Annotated in this window: 15 protein-coding genes and 1 tRNA gene; 6 read left to right on the forward strand and 10 right to left on the reverse strand. The window is 67.8% G+C overall.

Annotated elements, in window-relative coordinates; all coding sequences use genetic code 11:
• Positions 1-13: 13 nt before the first annotated feature.
• From ACODTJ_RS17775 to ACODTJ_RS17785, 3 genes are all read right to left on the reverse strand, one after another.
• Positions 14-1,513: a M81 family metallopeptidase gene (locus tag ACODTJ_RS17775; protein WP_454654995.1), complete on the reverse strand. Its 1,500-nt coding sequence runs from the start codon at positions 1,511-1,513 to the stop codon at positions 14-16.
• Between the two features lie 311 nt (positions 1,514-1,824).
• Positions 1,825-1,901: transfer RNA gene (locus ACODTJ_RS17780), tRNA-Arg, on the reverse strand.
• 238 nt (positions 1,902-2,139) lie between these two features.
• Positions 2,140-2,346, reverse strand: a complete 207-nt coding sequence (locus ACODTJ_RS17785) for a hypothetical protein (protein ID WP_454655035.1) — start codon at positions 2,344-2,346, stop codon at positions 2,140-2,142.
• A 241-nt stretch (positions 2,347-2,587) separates the two neighbouring features.
• Here ACODTJ_RS17785 and ykgO point away from each other — a divergent pair, with 241 nt between their 5' ends.
• Together ykgO and ACODTJ_RS17795 are read left to right on the forward strand one after the other, a co-directional pair.
• A complete protein-coding gene (gene ykgO / locus ACODTJ_RS17790; RefSeq protein ID WP_038363015.1) occupies positions 2,588-2,713 on the forward strand; it encodes a type B 50S ribosomal protein L36 in 126 nt (41 codons plus the stop codon).
• 140 nt (positions 2,714-2,853) lie between these two features.
• Entirely contained in the window at positions 2,854-3,507 is a 654-nt protein-coding gene (locus tag ACODTJ_RS17795; RefSeq protein ID WP_488849555.1) for a tetratricopeptide repeat protein, read from the forward strand.
• Between the two features lie 163 nt (positions 3,508-3,670).
• On the opposite strand, the gene pyk is transcribed toward ACODTJ_RS17795, so the two are convergent.
• The 3 genes from pyk to ACODTJ_RS17810 all read right to left on the reverse strand — a co-directional run bounded on the left by pyk (position 3,671) and on the right by ACODTJ_RS17810 (position 7,004).
• On the reverse strand, positions 3,671-5,110 hold the full coding sequence (gene pyk, locus ACODTJ_RS17800) for a pyruvate kinase (RefSeq protein ID WP_454655038.1): 1,440 nt from the start codon (positions 5,108-5,110) through the stop codon (positions 3,671-3,673).
• A gap of 173 nt (positions 5,111-5,283) precedes the next feature.
• Entirely contained in the window at positions 5,284-5,727 is a 444-nt protein-coding gene (locus ACODTJ_RS17805) for a DUF1036 domain-containing protein (RefSeq protein ID WP_454655040.1), read from the reverse strand.
• Positions 5,728-5,729: 2 nt separating this feature from the next.
• Positions 5,730-7,004, reverse strand: a complete 1,275-nt coding sequence (locus tag ACODTJ_RS17810) for a glycerate kinase type-2 family protein (protein ID WP_454658936.1) — start codon at positions 7,002-7,004, stop codon at positions 5,730-5,732.
• A gap of 294 nt (positions 7,005-7,298) precedes the next feature.
• On the opposite strand from ACODTJ_RS17810, the gene ACODTJ_RS17815 reads away from it, so the two are divergent.
• On the forward strand, positions 7,299-7,541 hold the full coding sequence (locus tag ACODTJ_RS17815) for a DUF2312 domain-containing protein (protein ID WP_454655041.1): 243 nt from the start codon (positions 7,299-7,301) through the stop codon (positions 7,539-7,541).
• A gap of 72 nt (positions 7,542-7,613) precedes the next feature.
• On the opposite strand, the gene ACODTJ_RS17820 is transcribed toward ACODTJ_RS17815, so the two are convergent.
• On the reverse strand, positions 7,614-8,219 hold the full coding sequence (locus tag ACODTJ_RS17820; protein WP_454655042.1) for an FMN-dependent NADH-azoreductase: 606 nt from the start codon (positions 8,217-8,219) through the stop codon (positions 7,614-7,616).
• Between the two features lie 111 nt (positions 8,220-8,330).
• On the opposite strand from ACODTJ_RS17820, the gene ACODTJ_RS17825 reads away from it, so the two are divergent.
• On the forward strand, positions 8,331-9,323 hold the full coding sequence (locus ACODTJ_RS17825) for a LysR family transcriptional regulator (protein ID WP_454655043.1): 993 nt from the start codon (positions 8,331-8,333) through the stop codon (positions 9,321-9,323).
• A 78-nt stretch (positions 9,324-9,401) separates the two neighbouring features.
• Positions 9,402-10,010, forward strand: coding sequence for a glutathione S-transferase family protein (locus ACODTJ_RS17830; protein WP_454655045.1), 609 nt, complete (start codon positions 9,402-9,404; stop codon positions 10,008-10,010).
• 126 nt (positions 10,011-10,136) lie between these two features.
• On the opposite strand, the gene ACODTJ_RS17835 is transcribed toward ACODTJ_RS17830, so the two are convergent.
• The 3 genes from ACODTJ_RS17835 to ACODTJ_RS17845 form a co-directional block, all read right to left on the reverse strand.
• Positions 10,137-11,867 carry a peptidoglycan L,D-endopeptidase MepK gene (locus ACODTJ_RS17835; RefSeq protein ID WP_454655046.1) on the reverse strand — a complete coding sequence of 577 codons (1,731 nt, stop codon included), beginning with the start codon at positions 11,865-11,867 and terminating at the stop codon, positions 10,137-10,139.
• Between the two features lie 259 nt (positions 11,868-12,126).
• Positions 12,127-14,043: a L,D-transpeptidase family protein gene (locus ACODTJ_RS17840; protein ID WP_454655048.1), complete on the reverse strand. Its 1,917-nt coding sequence runs from the start codon at positions 14,041-14,043 to the stop codon at positions 12,127-12,129.
• 106 nt (positions 14,044-14,149) lie between these two features.
• Positions 14,150-15,646, reverse strand: a complete 1,497-nt coding sequence (locus ACODTJ_RS17845) for a sigma-54-dependent transcriptional regulator (protein WP_454655050.1) — start codon at positions 15,644-15,646, stop codon at positions 14,150-14,152.
• Positions 15,647-15,977: 331 nt separating this feature from the next.
• Here ACODTJ_RS17845 and ACODTJ_RS17850 point away from each other — a divergent pair, with 331 nt between their 5' ends.
• Complete coding sequence (locus tag ACODTJ_RS17850) at positions 15,978-17,819, forward strand: M3 family oligoendopeptidase (protein ID WP_454655051.1); 1,842 nt, start codon at positions 15,978-15,980, stop codon at positions 17,817-17,819.
• The last annotated feature ends 97 nt before the right edge of the window (positions 17,820-17,916 follow it).

Consider the following 17,916-nt stretch of genomic DNA (forward strand, 5'->3'; position numbering starts at 1 on the left):
GGGATCGGATGGTTCAGGCGAAGGGCTGGCCGAGGGGCGAGGTGCGCAGGCCCGGACGCAGCCGGCGCCAGGGCAGGGCGGCGGGGTCGACCGGCATCGGCCCCGGCGCGGCGCAGACGAGGATCGTCTCCGCGATCGGTTCAAAATCGGCGCGGAAATGCACCGAGCTCTTGTTGACGAGGATGGCCTGCTCGGTCGGCTCGATGCCGACCTGACGATACATGGCCTGATCGGCCATCTGCGCCTTGCGCGAGCCGACGACGATGCGGACATCGCCGATGCGCAGGCAGGCGCTGGGGCCCAGATTCATGCGCGAGCCCCCGTAGAACGGACCCGGCGCGACAAAACACCCGTCCGACAGCGTCTCGACCAGAAACGCGCCGGTCAGCGGCCGGTCGCCGGGGATGCCCGACTTTGCGCCGAGCGACAGCGAGATCGTCGCGCCTTCGCCAGCGGCATGGGCGGCAGCGGCAGCCGCGGGGTCTACGATGACGCCGATGGCCGCACGCGCGGCGCCTCCCTGCACCAGTGCATGCGCCATGCCCATCGTATCGGAATCGCCGCCGGCGCCGGGGTTGTCCTGAGTGTCGGAGATGACGACCGGCTTCGTCGCGGTCCCGGCGAGCCGCATCGCCTCCGCCACGCCGTCCTCGGGCGAGAAGACCCGGCCCTTGAACGCGGCCTCGCTGGCCATGACCCGGGCAAGGACGGCATCGGCTGCACGGTCGGCATCGGCCTGCGTCGCGCCATAGGCAAGGACGGTCGCGCCGCAATCGGGGAAATCCGCGGCCGGGAAGCCGGGCAGGAAGGACAGGGTCGGGACCGCCTCGCCTTCGAGCGCGGCCAACTCGGCATAGATGGTGCGGCAGGGCTCCATCGCCGTCGCCTGCCAGGCGATGGGAATGAGGTAGGGAACCTGGCGGAAGGCCTTGGCCGGGCGAGCCCCCGTCTCGAAGAGATGCGCCAAAACCTCGGCGGAGCGGCGGCCGGTCAGCGCCATGTCGACATGGGGGTAGGTGCGGAAGGCGACGAGCGCGTCGGCCATCGCCATCATCAGCGGCGTGACATTGCCGTGCAGGTCGAGGCTCACGACCAGCGGAACATCCGGCCCGACCGCGACGCGGACCCGCCGCAGCAACTCGCCTTCGCCGTCATCGTGATTCTCGGTGACCATGGCGCCGTGCAGGTCGAGATAGACGCCGTCGAGCGGCAGCGCCGCGGCGATGCGCTCCACCAGTTCGCCCGCGAGGGCCTCGAAGGCCTCGGCCGTGACATGGGCGGAGGGGCTGGCCGCGCACCAGAGCGTCGGCACGAGCTCCCAATCCCGGCCACGGGTACTGTCGACGAAGCCGGCGGCGCTGACATTGACATCCTTCACCGCTGCAAAGATCGCCTCGCCCCGCGCCAGCGGCGGCCAGCCACCGCCTTGCAGGAAGGCTTCCATCCCCGCTTTGCTGGGCGCGAAGGTATTGGTTTCGTGCAGAAAACCACCAAATGCGATGCGGCGTGGCATCCGTTCCCTCCCCGGTTGCTGCCGAGGTAATCACAGGCGGCAGCGCTCTCCAACACGCAAAAGCGCCAGGCCGGCCATGGTGAAATGGCGGGACTGCGCTTGGCTTTGGCCGGTGCTCGGGAAAGGTCCGCGAAACATACAGCGGGCGTGGCCGCGCCTCGGGCGTGAGGTGCGAGGCATGCCAAGGCGACGGGGGTGTCGATGCGCGCCGTCGTTGCTGAGGGCAAAGCGCCTTTTGCCGTTCCCCGAAACGAAAAAACCCCGAGCCTGTCTCGGGGTTCAATCTGATCAATTGAATTGATTGATGATAATGGCGCGCCCGAAAGGATTCGAACCTCTGACCCTCAGATTCGTAGTCTGATGCTCTATCCAGCTGAGCTACGGGCGCGTCTCAGAGCGTCATGACGCGTTGCGTCCGGCCTGATGACGGGGGAGATAGCCGGTCCGTTTTGTCTTGGCAACCCTCAAAATCGCGAAGTCATCGAATTGTTGTGATTGGCCTCTGGCGGGCCTCGGCCGGCGCGGGTCGCGATGCCATGAATGCGGAGCGCCTGCCCGAGGTCGTGCAGGATGCGGGGGCCGCCGCAAGCGGGCGCCAGCCCGCCTGCGACGAGGGCTGCGTCGGATCAGCGCGTGGCGCGACGCGTGGCGCGCGCGACCGACGGGCCGGATACCGCGCCGACAGCGCCACCCACGACGGCGCCGACCGGTCCTGCGACCACGGCGCCCGTGCCGGCGCCGACGGCCGCGCCGCCGATGCGCTGCTCGACGGTGTTGCCGCAGGCGCCGAGCATGAGGGCGGTAGCGACGAGGGCAAGGGAGGAGAGGCGCATGGTCGGTTCCTTCGATTGTCCAGCCATGGTGGCCGGGTGAGTCTTGTCAAAGCGGTCCCAGTCGGGCTTTTGCAAGGCAATGATGGCGATCGCTCTTGCGGTCCGCGCAAAAATCCGTATACAGCCGGCATCGCATCAGTCGCACCATTGCATGGGCGGTGAGGACCTTCGTGGTTCGCGTCGCAGGCTGAAGGTTTTTGACCGGCCCATCTCGCAAGGGCGGGCCGATGGAGTTGAGACGATGAAGATCCGTAATTCGCTGAAGTCGCTGCGTGCGCGCCATCGCGACAACCAGCTCGTGCGCCGCAAGGGCCGTGTCTATATCATCAACAAGGTCCAGAAGCGCTTCAAGGCGCGTCAGGGCTGAGACGTCGCGCGGCTTCTGCCGCGCGGTTGCCTCGGTTGGGATTTTGAAGAGCGGGGCGCCGGTGGCGTGCCCGCTCTTTGCGTTGCGCGCTCGCCCGGCTGTGATTTGACGATGCGGCTGCTCCGGCTAGAGTTGCGGGCATGATCCGCTCTCGCATCACGCCCGTTGCTGTCGCGCTGCTGTTGGCTCTGGCCAGTCCGTTCGCGGCGAGCACGGCCTTTGCCCAGCCCGTGCCGCCGTCGCGGCCCGGCACTGTGGCGCCTGACGACAAGGCGGATAATCCGGTCACGCCCAATACGCCACAGCGCAGTCCGGCGGCGACGCTGGAGCGGCTGTTCCAGCGCCTGCACGATGCCGCCACGCAGGAGGAGGCTGAGGGCGTCGCGCGGTTGATCCAGCGGCGCTGGGCCCGTTCGGGTTCCGACACGGCCGATCTGCTGATGACCCGTGCCCAGCAGGCGCTCAAGGACAAGCAGAACGAGCTCGCGATCGAACTGCTCGATCGCGTCATCAGCCTGCAGCCGGACTGGGCCGAGGCCTGGAACCAGCGCGCCAATGCGCTCTACCTGATGGGCGATGCGATTCGCTCCATGCTCGATATCGGCGAGACGCTGAAGCGCGAGCCGCGCCATTACGGCGCCATGATGGGATTGGGTATGATCCTGCGCCAGCAGGGCGACGACAAGGCCGCGATGAAGGCTTTCCGCAAGGCGCTGGAAATCTATCCGCAGTTCGACGCCGTGAAGAAGGCGGTCGATTCGCTGAAGACGGATGTCGACGGCCGCGACGCGTAAGGCGTAGTCGGCGTTGCCTCGCCTTGTGCGGAAACACGCCGTCATTCCGGGTCTGACCCGGAATCCATCATGAGGCGAAGCGCCCTACGATGGATTCCGGATCAGCGCTGCTTCGCAGCTTGTCCGGAATGACGGTGTAAGCAGATCTTCTGGGCCTCGCCCTTCAAGCCTTCTCGACATGCTCCTGCGCGACGAAGGCGATGCGGACCATGTTGGTCGCGCCCGGCGTTCCGAAAGGCACGCCCGCGACCACGATGATCCTGTCGCCCATCTTGGCATAATGCTCGCGCACCGCGAATTTGCAGGCGCGGAAGGCCATGTCGTCGGCGTCGCTGGCATCCTTGGTGACGATCGCGTGCACGCCCCAGACCAGCGTCAGGCGCCGCGCCGTGGCGCGGTTCGGGGTCAGCGCGATCACCGTCGAGTTCGGACGCTCGCGGGCGATGCGGAAGGCGGTCGAGCCCGAGGAGGTCCAGGCGCAGATCGCCTTGAGGTTCAGCGTCTCGGCGATCTCGTGGGAGGCCTTGGCGATGGCGTCGGCGCCGGTGGCTTCCGGTTCGTTGCGCTGCGATTCGAGGATCGAGCGGTAAACCGCGTCGTTCTCGACCTCCTCGGCGATGCTGTTCATCATCGTCACCGCCTCGACCGGATACTGGCCGGCGGCGCTCTCGGCCGAGAGCATCACGGCGTCGGCGCCCTCGAAGACGGCGGTGGCGACGTCGGAGACCTCGGCGCGGGTCGGCACCGGGCTCGTGATCATGCTCTCCAGCATCTGGGTGGCGACCACGACGGGCTTGCCCTTGAGGCGGGCCATGCGGGTCAGGCGCTTCTGCGTGCCCGGCACCTTCTCCAGCGGCATCTCGACGCCGAGATCGCCGCGCGCGACCATGATCGCGTCGGATGCGTCGATGATCTCCTCCATGCGGACCACGGCTTGCGGCTTCTCGATCTTGGCGAGCGCCAGCGCACGGCCGCGCACGATCTTGCGCAGTTCCGCCATGTCCTCGGGTCGCTGCACGAAGGAAAGCGCGATCCAGTCGACGCCGACCTCGGCTGCGACCTCGGCATCGGCGCGGTCCTTCTCGGTCATGGCGGAGACGGCGATCGTGGTGTCGGGCAGGCTCACGCCCTTGCGCGAAGACAGGCGCCCGCCGATCAGAACCTTGGTCACGGCTTCCGTCGGCGAAGCCTTCTCGACGACGAGGCGCAGCTTGCCGTCGTCGAGGATGAGGTGGTGGCCGGGCTCGAGCGCATTCAGGATTTCGGGGTGGGGCAGGTGGACGCGCTTGGTATCGCCAGAGGCGGGATTTGAATCGAGTATAAATCGCGCATCCTTTTCCAGCATCACGCCGCCGTCGCCGCCGAACTGGCCGACGCGGAGCTTCGGACCCTGCAGGTCGGCGAGGATGCCGACGGGGCGGCGGAACTTGCTCTCCAGTCCGCGCAGCATCGCGACCTTCTCGGCCAGCGTCTCACGCTGGGTATGGCTCATGTTGATGCGGAAGACGTCGACGCCAGCGGAGAACAGTTTTGCGCACATCTCCTCGGTCGAGGAGGCGGGGCCCAGGGTGGCGATGATCTTGATCCGGCGTTCGCGCTTCATTGTTCTTCCCCTGCGACCGGCGAGCCCACATGGCTCCGGCCGCGCCCTTTCGCTCGTTGTGGAGCGAGGTATGCCCGTCGCCGGGGCCTCGCCTCCGTTTCTTGTCCGCAGGGCCGGCTGACCCTGCGTCGGTTATCTACCTTATGCCGAGATTTTCGTCCGGCGTAAGCTGGTTAAGGCCGAGGAGCCGCGCCGCCGCTCGTATCGGTGAGCTGGATCGTCCAGCTCTTCTGCTCGCCGGTATCGACCTCGAAGAAGCCGGCGCGGTCGTAGCCGCGGGCCAGGCAGTCCTCAATGCCCCGGATCGTGAATTCCTTGTTGCGCACGCACATGACCGATTTGCCGGTCCATTCGCCGCCCTTGTCGTAATCGACGGCATGAACGTAGTAGAAGCGCGCTGCCAGCGTGCCGCGCAGCAGCGTCTCGCAGCCGCGCGGGCTGATGTTCCACCAGCCTTCGGTGATCCAGCCTTGCGCATCGCGATAGCCGATCGCAACGCCGATGCGGCTCGAGGTGGTGTTGCACATGCGCAGATCGGCCTTCGCCGGCGCCACGCTTCCAAGGAAGGCGGCCGCGCAGAAGGCGAGGGGGAGGACCGTTCGAGGAGAGCCCGGCATTCTCACGGTTCGATCAGGATCACGCGGCAGTCGTTGACATTGGTCAGGGTCGGTCCCGGCTGCAGCAAATCGCCGAGCGCTTCGAAGAAGCCGGTCGAATCGTTGTCGGCGAGGGATCGGGCGGGATCAAGGCCGATCTCGGCGGCACGGGTCAAAGTCTGGGGATCGACCAGGGCGCCGGCCGGGTCGGTCGCCTCGCCGCCGCCGCCATCGGTGCCGTCGGTATCGCCGGCGAGCGCGACGATGCCGGGCTCGCCGGCCAGGGCGATCGCGAGCGCCAGCGCATATTCCTGATTGGGGCCGCCCCGGCCCGAGCCGCGGAGTGTCACGGTGAGCTCGCCGCCGGAGAGGAGGGCGGCACGCCGGCCCTCGCGCTTGAGGCGCCGGGCGAGATCGGCATGGGCGGCTGCGACCTCGCGCGCCTCGCCCTCGAGATCGGCGCCAAGATCGTGCACGGCATAGCCGGCAGCCTCCGCTGCTGCGCGTGCCGCAGCCAGCGCATCGGCCGGATGGGCGATGATCCGGTATTCTGTGTTGGCGAAGGCCGGGTGGCCGGGCTTCGGCGTCTCGTTTCCGGGCTCGTCGAGCAGGGCGCGGGCGGCCGGTGGTAGGCTGAGCCCATAGCGGGCGACGATGGCGCGGGCCTCGGCCGTCGTGCTGGGATCGGCCACGGTCGGGCCGGAGGCGATCGCGGTCGGCTCGTCGCCGGGCACGTCGGAGATCGCGAGCGTCAGCAGCCGCGCCGGGGCGGCTGCGAGCGCGAGCCGGCCGCCCTTGATCCGCGAGAGCCGCTTGCGGACGATGTTCATCTCGCCGATCGGCGCGCCCGAGCGCAAAAGCGCCTTGTTGACCGCCTGCTTCTCGGCGAGCGCGAGCCCGCCGGCCGGTGCGACCCAGTTGGCCGAGCCGCCGCCGGAGAGCAGGACGAGCACGAGGTCGTCCGCCGTCGCGGAAGCGGCAAGCGCGAGCGCCCGCTCGGCGCTGTCGATGCTGCCCTGGTCGGGTACCGGGTGGCCGGCCGCGACCATTGGGACATGCCGGGTGGGCGCCGTGTAGCCGTGCCGGGCGACGGCATGGCCGAGAAGCCGTTCGGGCGGAAAGCCCCGATCGAGATAATGCGCTTCGGCCAGCGCGGTCATGCTGCCGGCGGCCTTGCCGGCGGCGAGCAGGATCAGGCGTCCTGTGGCAGGTGGCGGGGGGAGATGCTGTGGCAGGCAGCCGGCCGGATGGGCGCGGGCGACGGCGGTGTCGAAGATCGCGCGGGCGGTCGCGCGCATCGCTGCGATTGAGATATTGGATTGCGGCACGCCACGCGGCTCCCTTGCGTTTCCGCCACGCCGCAGCGGGCTTGCTCCTGAACCGTTGTAGGTCGCTGTGGCGGCGCCGTCATCCGCTCTCCACGGATCCGGCCGCAGTTTCTGGAGGACCATCGCCATGCGGACCGAGCGGATTCCCGCGCAGCGGCATCAGGACTGTTGAGGGCGGCGAGGCGAGGGCGAGTTCGGTCTTGACGGGCAGGCCTGATCCGGGCGAACGCTTCCGGCCAATTTCGTATCCGAGAAGGTTATCAGATGGACGATCCGGTTCAGGGCGACCAGCTCAAGAGCATCGTCGAGCGCATCGAGCGGCTCGAGGAAGAGAAGAAGACGATCGCCGACGACATCAAGGAGGTCTATGCCGAGGCCAAGGGCAACGGCTACGACGTCAAGGTGCTGCGCAAGGTCGTGGCGCTGCGCAAGCGCGATCTCGAAGAGCGCAAGGAAGAGGAAGCGATTCTCGACCTCTATCTGCAGGCGGTCGGCGAGTCGGTGTAAGCCGTTTTCCACGCAGGCATGAAAAAGCCCCGCATCGGTTTCCCGATGCGGGGCTTTTCGTTGAAGGGAGACTCAGGCGACGAGGGCGAGTTCGGCATTGGCGCTGCGGATCGCCTCCTCGCGCGCCTCCGGGCCATAGCCCAGCTTCTCGGCGCGGATGAAGGTGACGTTGGTGATGCCCGCGAAACCGAGCATCGTGCGCAGATGCGGCTCCTGCGAATCCATGACCTGGGCCGGGCCGCTGCTATAGAGGCCGCCGCGGCTCTCGACGACGATGGCGCGCTTGCCCTTGAGCAGGCCCTCGGGGCCGGCCTCGCTGTAGCGGAAGGTGACGCCGGCGCGCAGCACGTAGTCGAACCAGCTCTTCAGCGTCGAGGGGATGCCGAAATTATACATGGGCGCGCCGATGACGATGGTGTCGGCCGCCTTCAGCTCCTCGACCAGCGCGTTGGACAGGGCGAGCGCCTCGCGCTGGGCCGGGGTCTCGGTGATGCCGGCACGCACCGCCGCGGTGGTCTCGGCGTTGAGGTGCGGAACGGGAGCGGCGTCGAGATCGCGCTCGACGACCTTCAGGCCGGGCTTCTGGCTGCCGAGCCGCTCGACCGTGCTCTGGACGAGAAGCTTCGAGACCGAATTCGGGCCGGAGGCGCTGCTGTTGAGGACGAGGATGGAGGCCATGACGAGGGTTCCTGTGGCGGAATGATTTCGATGACCGGCAAGGTAGTGGTTCACGAACGGCGCTAGAACCGCCATAATCGGAACCAAACTGTTGCTGTGGGAGGAACGCCGATGGCGGAGCTCGACGATATCAGAAGCTTCATCGCGGTGGTCGAGGCCGGTGGCTTCGGCCGGGCGGCGCAGACGCTCGGCCTGGCGAAATCGATCGTCAGCCGGCGGGTGAGCCGGCTGGAGGAGGAACTTGGCACGCGCCTGCTCAGCCGCACGACGCGTGGCGTCACGGCAACCGAGGCCGGGCTCGAGTTCAAGGCGCGCAGCGAGCGTATCCTGGCCGAGCTGGAGGAAGCGCGCGAGGCCGTGGCGCAACGCGCGGGCGGCGTCGCCGGGCGGCTGCGGCTGGCGATGCCGATGACCTTCGGCAACCGGCATGTCGCGCCGCTGCTGGGCGAACTCGCGCAATTGTATCCCCGCCTCGAAATCGACGTGCAGGCGAGCGACCGCTATGTCGACCTGATCGGCGAGCGCTTCGACGCCGCAATCCGGATCGGCTCGCTCAAGGATTCCAGCCTGATCGCCCGGAAGATCGCGCCGGTCCATGCGACCGTCGTCGGCAGCCCGGCCTATCTCGAGCGGCGCGGGCGCCCGGCGATCCCCGCCGATCTCAATGACCATGACTGCCTGCTCTATAGCGGCACGAACGATCAGGACTGGGTGTTCCGCACAGGCAAGCGCTGGATCACGGTGCGCCCGCCGGGCCGGATGCACTCGGACAGCGGCGACACGCTGCTGTCATGGGCGGTGGCGGGGCTGGGATTGACCGTACTGCCGACCTTCATCGCCTCGGATGCGATCCGCTCCGGCGCGGTCGTGCCGGTCCTGCTCGATTATCCGATGCCGACGCGGGCGCTTTATGTCGTGCGCCCGCCCGGCGCCTATGTCCCCGGCAAGGTCCGGGTGCTGATCGACCTCCTGGTCGAGCGCTTCGGCGGTACACCCTATTGGGACCCCTGCCAGATGGAGGCGCATCAGCGCGGCCTGAGGCTCGACGAACCGCTGAGCGAACAGCTCACGCCCGCCACTGGCCCTGCGCATCAAGCGGCGTGATTCCGCGCATCACGCGAATTCGCGTGGCTTTGCGGTCCGGTTTCGGCACTCTCCCGCCACATTGAAACGGAGGTCGCGATGCTGCTCGTCGGAATGCTGGATAGTCCCTATGTCCGCCGCGCGGCGATCACGGGAACCTTGCTGGAAGTGCCGTTCGAGCATCGCTCGGTCTCGGTCTTCCGGCACATGGCGGAGTTCCGGGCGATCAACCCGCTGATCAAGGCGCCGACGCTCGTCACCGATGACGGCATCGCGATCAGCGAATCGCTTTTGATCATCCAGCATTTCGAGGATGTCGCGGGACGCTCGCTGCGCCCGCTCGAAGGTGTGGCGAGGCGCCGTGATCTGGCGCTGACCGGCATCGGCATCGTCGCCGCCGACAAGGCGGTCTCGATCGAGTACGAGCGCAAGCGCCCGGAGGCGCAGCGCTACGCGCCCTGGCAGGAGCGCATCGTCGCCCAGCTGCATGTCGCGCTCGATCTGCTCGACGCGGCGGCGAAGGAGGGCGAGCTGACGGCCGGGCCGGAGCTGTTGCCGAGCGATATCGCGGCCGCCATCGCCTGGGGCTTCTGCCGCTTCGTGATCCCGGAATTCGTACCGGAGGAGCGCTGGCCGGCGCTTGCGGCGCAGGCGCGCGCCTGCGAGGCGCTCGACGTATTCAAGGCTTGGCCGATCGACCGGGAATAAGCGCTATGGCAGTTCCGCAATTCTCCGAAACGCGGAACTGCCATAAGTTCTTATTTCAACGCATGTTCGCTGACGCGGACCTTCGGTTCTTCACGCGAACCGGAGTCCACTTCGCTCGAAAATGCTCTAGTTCTGGACGAAATTCGTCGGAAGCGGACGGACGGCCGGGCCGGAGAAGGTGCCGGGCTTGGCATCGACCGGATCGGCATGGCTGAAGCCTAGCGCCGCTGCCGGGCTCGGGCCGGCGATCGGCGCGCCGGAGGGGCCAGCGGCCCGGGCGCGGGCGGTCGCGACATTCACCGGCTTGCCGGGCGTGCTGCCAGTGCGCGAGACGGCGGCGAACAGCGAGTTCAGGCCGCCGCGATCCATCTCGGCGGTGTCCTCGGGCTCTTCCGGGACCGCAGTGGAGCGCTGTGTCGCCGTCGCGTAGCTGACGCCACCCTCGCGCGGCCGCACCGGCGGCAGCGAGGCGGTGACGAGGCGTCCTTCGGCAGCCTGGGCGAGGGGGGCTTCCGGGGAACCGGTCCCACGCAGCGAGGCGATGGCAGCATCGGCAAGCGCGGTCGGCCGCATCGGCGGGAGCGGGGCGTTGGTGGGCCGTCCGGCGACGATGATCTCGCTCGGGCCGGCCACTTCGCCGGGGCGGCGCGGCGGCAGGGAGGCGAGCACGAGCTTTTGCTCGGGCTGGGGTGCGAAGGCGAGCGCGCCACCGGCTGCGGGCAGGGCGGCGATCTGGATGGGCGCGCCGTCCTCCGCCGGGAGCGACAGGCCGCGCGGTCGTGCCAGCGGCAGCGGCGCGTCGATCAACTGCGGCCTGATTTCCTGCGGGCCGCGCTGCGGTGGAACGGCAGCAACGGCAATCGCCTGAGCCGGTGCTTGCGGGACGGGGGCGGGCTGCGGCGGAGCGGCGTTGACCTGCGGCGCCAGACGTTCCGACCGCTCGCGCGTCAGCGAACGCGTCACGGGTTCGGCTGGTTGCTGTTGCTGTCCCAGGACGACGGCGAGGCGGCCGCCATCCGGCGAGTTGGCGTCGCCGTAGCTGTTGGTGTTGGCATAGGCCATGACCGTCGGCTGCTGCCGCGGCGCGGCGCGGCGGCCGCGCGCGGCCGGGCGGGCATCGGCCTCTTCCTCGTCGCCGCCGAACAGCGAGGCCCAGAGACTCTTGCGGCCGGAGGCGATGACGGCGCCCTCGTCGAGCTCTGCGGTGGCATAGCCGGCGACGGCGCCGCCGCCCGACAGGATCTCAGCCTTGGCGAGCTCGTAACCAGAGAGTGGCTGCCCGTCTGCTGGCAGATGCACGGTCTTCTCGTCCGGGAAGAGGCGCACGAGCTGGTCGCGCGTCATGCGCGGCCAGGAGCGCACCGAGCCGACATCGAGATGGACGAAGGGCGTATGGGCGTTCGGATAGAAGCCGACGCCGCCGCGCTGGAGCCGCATGCCGATTTCGCGAATACGGGCCGTCGGCGTATCCGGCAGGTAGAAATCCATCGCCTTGCCGAGCATGTGCTGGCTGTGCTTGGCGACGGCGCGGGAGCGGCGGCGCAGCATCGCGTTGGTGCCCGGCGCGCGATAGGACGAGACGACGTGGAAGGGCTGGTCGGAGCCGAGCTGGCGCTGAACCTCCCAGACGACGTCGAAGAGGCGGGGGTCCATGCGGGTGGGCTCGTCGGTGCGCCAGTCGCGCAGGGCCCAGTTCAGTTTTTCCAGCGCAGCCCCATCGTAGCGGCCGTCACGCTTGAAGGTAACGGTCGTCTCTTCCTTCGTGTGCATGTGCCGGATGGTGATGGTGCGGGTGTCGCCGTTGGCGACGGCGTTCTGCGTGCCGCGGATACCGACCAGCGATGCGACCAGGGCCAAGCCGAGCGCAAGCGCTTGTCGCGCGGTCGGCTTGATGCCGGACGACGCGCATCCTGCAAGCGTGGCGGTTGTCCTGCCCAATCTGTCTGACCCGTCTCGGTGTCCCCGCCGAAGCGGTGCGATAAACGTGAACGAACAGTTGCGGAGAAGCGTTAACGTCTCGTTAGCGAGCCGGCAATCGCCACGCCAAGAATTTCCTGCCGAAGGTGGCTAAAGTCGGATCGTGGCGAAAAGGTGCCCGCGACGCGAGCCCCTTCGTTCAGCCGCCCTGCTGCTCCAGTGCCTGCCTGACGAGCCTGTGAAAACCGTAGACGTCGTCGAAGCGGGTGATCTGCCCATCATCGCCGACGACGATGGTGTTGTAGACGAGGTGGATCGGCAGGGGCTGCGACAGGTTGATGCGGCGCTCGCCCTTTCCGATCAGCTTCTTCAGCCGATCGCTTGTCCATTCCGGCCCCAGCACCTGGTCTGCCAGCGCGAAAGGGTTGTCGACACGGACGCAGCCATGGCTGAGCGCGCGTCGCTCGCCTGCGAAGAGGCGGCGATTCGGTGTGTCGTGCAGATAGACTGCATGCTCGTTCGGGAACATGAACTTGATCCAGCCGAGCGCGTTGCGCTCGCCAGGCGGCTGGCGCACCGAGATGCCGCCGCCCTTGGTGCGGGTCACGACATAGCCGCGCTTGGCGGCGTATTCCGGATCGGCCGCAAGACCCGGCAGGAATTCCTTCCTCAGGATCGAGGGCGGCACATACCAGGACGGGTTGACGATGACGTGGTCCATCTTGTGCGAGAAGATGGGCGTCGCCGATTCCGGCTTTCCGATGATGGCGCGGGTCTCGTGCACGACCTTGCCCGAGCGGATGACGCGCACGCGCATCTCCGGAACATTGGCCATGATGTGGTCGGTGCCGAGATCGGGCGGCAGCCAGCGCCAGCGCTCCATCTGGGCGATGATGTCCTCTTCGCCGCGCGCACTGGCCGGCTTGCCGAGCGCTGCGAGCGTGCGCTCGCTCAGGATGCCATTGGCGGGCAGGCCAGCCTTCTTCTGGAAATCGGTCAGGGCCAGCGCGGTCGAGCGGTCGAAGACTGGCTCCTCGCTCGGTCCAAGGCCGAGACGGGCGCGTACCAGCGGCACGCGCTCGTCGCGCATGCCGAGCTTGAGTGGCGGGCCGGCGGGAATGCGCACCAGCGGCGTGTCGTCGAGATGCTCGCGCATCTCCGCGAGCTTGGCCTTGAGGCGGCGATAGCCCTCATGGGGCGGATTGTAGGCGGCGAGCACGGCGCCGGCGTCCGTCGCGCCGGCGAGCTCCGAGAGCACCTCGGTGGCGGAAGGCAGGTAGAGCGTCGGCGTGATCAGCTTCGAGAGCTGGCGCGGATTGAGGCGCCCGCCACGGGCGTCGCGGGCATAGAGCACGGCGATGGCCGAGAGGCGGATATCGGCCTCGGCGAGCTTGGCCTTGTCGCTTGCCTCGAAGACGGGCAGTCCATAGTCGTTCGGGCGTAAGGCATCCTCGGCGGCGCGGCCGAGCTGCGTCGCGATGCGCTTGCCGGCCTCGTTCCAGCCCTTGCCGCCGACCCAGAAGGGGCGGTTCTCGTTGGCCTGATAGGCGGCGACGATCTCGTTGCGCTCGCGCTCGCCGAGGCGCCGCAGCGTCAGCGCCTCCGGCAGGGCGGCAGCGATCGCGGCGGAGAATTCCGCGCCCGGCGGAAGCTCGACGACGACCTTCGGCATCTCCGGCATAGGCACCAGCGGCTCGACGGTGCGCAGCGGGCCAGTCTGCGGGGCAGCCTCAGCCGGGGCCGGCGATTTGACGACGGGCGTCAGGGCCGGATCGGCGGCCGGCATCTCGATTTCGGGAATGTCGAGCGTCACCGCTTCCTGGGTGATGTCGAGCGGGGCGGCGGCATCCTGCTTTGCCGGGTCCAGCGGGCGGTTGCCGGGGATCACCGTGCCGGTGACGATCTCGGTATCGGCGGAATGAACTGGGGCGGTCGCAGCCTGCGCGGCGGAGGCCGGCGGCGCGATATCGGACAGGCTGAGCGCGGGCTGTTCCGGCAGCGGAATGCCGAGCGTCGTATCGGTGTTGAGAGGGGTCTCGGCGCGGAGCGGGAGGCATCCCAGAATAATGGCCAGGGCGGATGCCGAGGTCAGGTTCGCCCAATGGCGAGGACGCATGGTCGCTATCCCGATTGCTGCCGAATCCCGCCATTCCTGCGTGACTCGGTTGGTTGAGACAAGATGCGGCGGTGCAACAGACCGCCCCATTTCGATTGGTCGCGGCTCAGGCCGCGTCGGTTTCGTCGCCGTTCGCTTCGCTCTCGATCAGCCCGTAATCCTTGAGCTTGCGGTAGAGCGTCGAGCGGCCGATGCCGAGCTTGCGCGAGACCTCGGACATGTGGCCGCGGTAATGCGCGAGCGCGAAGGTGATGATCTCGCGTTCGAGGTCGTCGAGCTTGCGCATGTCGGAGCCGGCGACGAGGTCGAGGGCGTTGGGATCGCGTACCGGCATCTGGATGATGCGCGGCGGCGGTTCGCCATGCGCCTCGGAGCGGGCGAGCGGGGCAGGCGCCGGCGGAATGCGGACCTCGTAGCCGTCCATCTGCGCGGCGATCTGCGGGAATTCGGTGGTGTCGAGCTCCGGCCCGTCGGCCAGGACCACGGCGCGGAACACGGCGTTCTCGAGCTGGCGGACATTGCCCGGCCAGTCATAGCCGGTGATCAGGGCGGCGGCCTCGGCTGTGAGTCCGGTGAGCTTGCGGCCCTCCTCGGCGGCGAAGCGGGCGAGGAAGCCGCGCGCCAGGTCGGCGATGTCCTCGCGGCGCTGGCGCAGCGGCGGCAGCGTGATCGGGAAGACGTTGAGGCGGTAATACAGGTCCTCGCGGAATTCGCCGCGCTTCACCTGGTCGAGCAGGCTCTTGTTGGTGGCCGAGATCAGGCGGATGTCGACGCGCACCGATTTCTTGCCGCCGACAGGATCGACTTCGCCCTCCTGGATGGCGCGCAGCAATTTGACCTGTGCATCGAGCGGCAATTCGCCGACCTCGTCGAGGAAGAGCGTGCCGCCATTGGCCTCGACGAATTTGCCGAGATGGCGCTCGGTCGCGCCGGTGAAGGCGCCCTTCTCATGGCCGAACAGGATGGACTCGACGAGGTTATGCGGGATCGCGCCGCAATTCACGGTGACGAAGGGCTTGCCCTTGCGGTCGCTGGAGCCCTGGATCGCGCGCGCCAGCACCTCCTTGCCGACGCCGGATTCGCCCTCGATCAGGATCGGGATGTTCGATTTCGCGGCGCGCTCGGCCAACCGGACGACGCGTGCCATGTCCGGGCTCTTGGTCGCAAGATCGCGGAAGCCCAGCGTGTTCGAGGCACGGCGCTTGATATGGCGCAGTTCGTGCTCGAGCGCGCCGAGCTTGAGGGCATTGCGCAGTGAGACCTGCAGGCGCTCGGCGCCGACGGGCTTGACCACGAAATCGACGGCGCCGGCCCGCATGGCGGAGACGACCGTCTCGATCGAGCCATTGGCGGTCTGGACGATGACGGGGATCTCGATGCCGCGCTCGCGCAAGGCTGCGAGCACGCCCATGCCGTCGAGGCCGGGCATGTTGAGGTCGAGGACGATGGCGCTGAAACGCTCGCCCTCCGGCACGCCGAGCAGGGTCAGCGCGGCCTCGCCGTTGTCGGCGCTCGCGACATCGTAGCCGAAGCGCTTCAGCATCGCGTCGAGCAGGCGGCGCTGGACGGGATCGTCATCGACGATGAGGACGGTGTCGGTCATGGCACCTCGAAAGCCCGTGCAGCATGAAAGAAATCTTGGCGACAGGCGGAATCACCTGTTCCGTTCTGGGGCATGGTCGGCCAGAAGGGTTAAGCGGGGGTTTAAGCTCGGGGCCGATGGCGGATGTGATGCGTCCGGTTCCGCACTGGGCGTCATTGCGAGGAGCGGAGCGACGAAGCAATCCAGGGGGACCGGGCTGCACCGTTCAACCCAGTCCCCCCTGGATTGCTTCGCTGCGCTCGCAATGACGGCCGTGGCTCGCAATCCATGGCCAAGCCGCAGCGCAGCCTTTATGGAAGGGCACGTTTCAGTGCGCGAAGGTATCGAGCGAATGGGTTTTCATCAGACCGTCCTGCGTTCCGCCACGAAGGCGGGGGCGGCAAAACCGGCGCAGGCGACCGGCGATCTGCCGGAATGGGACCTGAGCCACCTTTATCCGGGCATCGAATCACCTGAGTTCAAGCGCGATCTCGACCGCGGCCTCGTCGAGGCGCAGGCGTTGGCCGGCCGCTATCGCGGCAAGCTCTCCGAACTCGCCGCCGCGCCCGATGGCAGCGCGACACTGGCCGCCGCGGTGAAGAGCTATGAGGGCCTGAGCGACCTACTCGGCCGGATCGGCGCCTATGCCGGCCTGGTCTATTCCGGCGACACCACCGACCCGCAGCGCGCCAAGTTCTACGGCGACACGCAGGACAAGCTGAACGCCGCCATCACCGAATTGCTGTTCTTCGAGCTGGAATTGAACCGGATCGAGCCGGAGGTGCTGGCGAAGGTCGCGAGCCAAGCGCCGCTCTCGCACTGGAAGCCCTGGCTGGAGGATCTAGCCAAGGACAAGCCGCATCAGCTCGACGACCGGATCGAGGCGCTGTTCCACGAGAAGTCGATGACGGGCGCGGCCGCCTGGAACCGGCTCTTCGACGAGACCATCGCCTCGCTGCGCTTCATCGTCGACGGCGAAGAGCTGACGCTGGAGCTCACGCTCAACAAGCTGCAGGACAGCGATGGCGAGGTGCGCCGCAAGGCGGCGGAAGCGCTGAGCACGGTGTTCCGTAAGGAGCTGCGCATCTTCGCGCTGATCACCAACACGCTCGCCAAGGACAAGGAAATCTCCGACCGCTGGCGGAAGTTCGAGGACGTCGCGGATTCCCGGCATCTCGCCAATCGGGTCGAGCGTGAGGTCGTGGATGCTCTCGTTGCCGCCGTGCGCGAGGCCTATCCGCGTCTGTCGCATCGCTACTACCGCCTGAAGGCGAAGTGGTTCGGCCGCGAGGAGCTGGATTTCTGGGATCGCAACGCGCCGCTGCCGCAGGTCGAGCAGCGCACGATTCCCTGGACCGAGGCGCGCGAGACCGTACTCTCCGCCTATGGCGCCTTCTCGCCGGAGATGGCGGATATCGCCCGGCGCTTCTTCGACGAGCGCTGGATCGACGCCCCGCCGCGCCCCGGCAAGGCGCCGGGTGCCTTCGCGCATCCGACCGTGCCGTCGGCGCATCCCTATGTGCTGCTGAACTACCAGGGCAAGCCGCGCGACGTGATGACGCTGGCGCATGAGCTCGGCCATGGCGTGCATCAGGTGCTGGCGGCGCCGAACGGGGCCCTGATGGCGCCGACGCCGCTGACGCTGGCCGAGACGGCGAGCGTGTTCGGGGAGATGCTGACCTTCCGCAGGCTGCTCGACTCGACCAACGACAAGAAGCAGCGCAAGGCGATGCTGGCGGCCAAGGTCGAGGACATGATCAACACGGTCGTGCGCCAGATCGCCTTCTACACCTTCGAGCGCAAGGTCCATGAAGCCCGCCGCGAAGGCGAGCTGACGCCGGAAGCGCTCTGCCAGATCTGGATGAGCGTGCAGGAAGAGAGTCTAGGCCCGGCGATCCAGCTGTCGAGCGGTTACGAGCCCTATTGGTGCTACATTCCGCACTTCATCCATTCGCCGTTCTACGTCTATGCTTATGCCTTCGGGGATTGCCTGGTGAACTCGCTCTACGGCGTCTACCAGAACGCCGCCGAGGGCTTCCAGGAGCGCTATTTCGCGCTGCTCTCGGCCGGCGGCAGCAAGCCTTATGGCGAGCTGCTGGCGCCCTTCGGGCTCGATGCGAAGGACCCCGGCTTCTGGCAGATCGGGCTTCGGATGATCGAGGGCATGATCATCGAGCTCGAAGGGATGGAGTGAGGGCCAAGGCCTCCGCTGCCGTCTCCATTTTATGCGAGTCATCCCGGACAAGCCGCGATAGCGGCGCCGATCCGGGATCCATGCCTGAACCGTTCCG

Source organism: Allobosea sp. FG18, assembly GCF_057809495.1.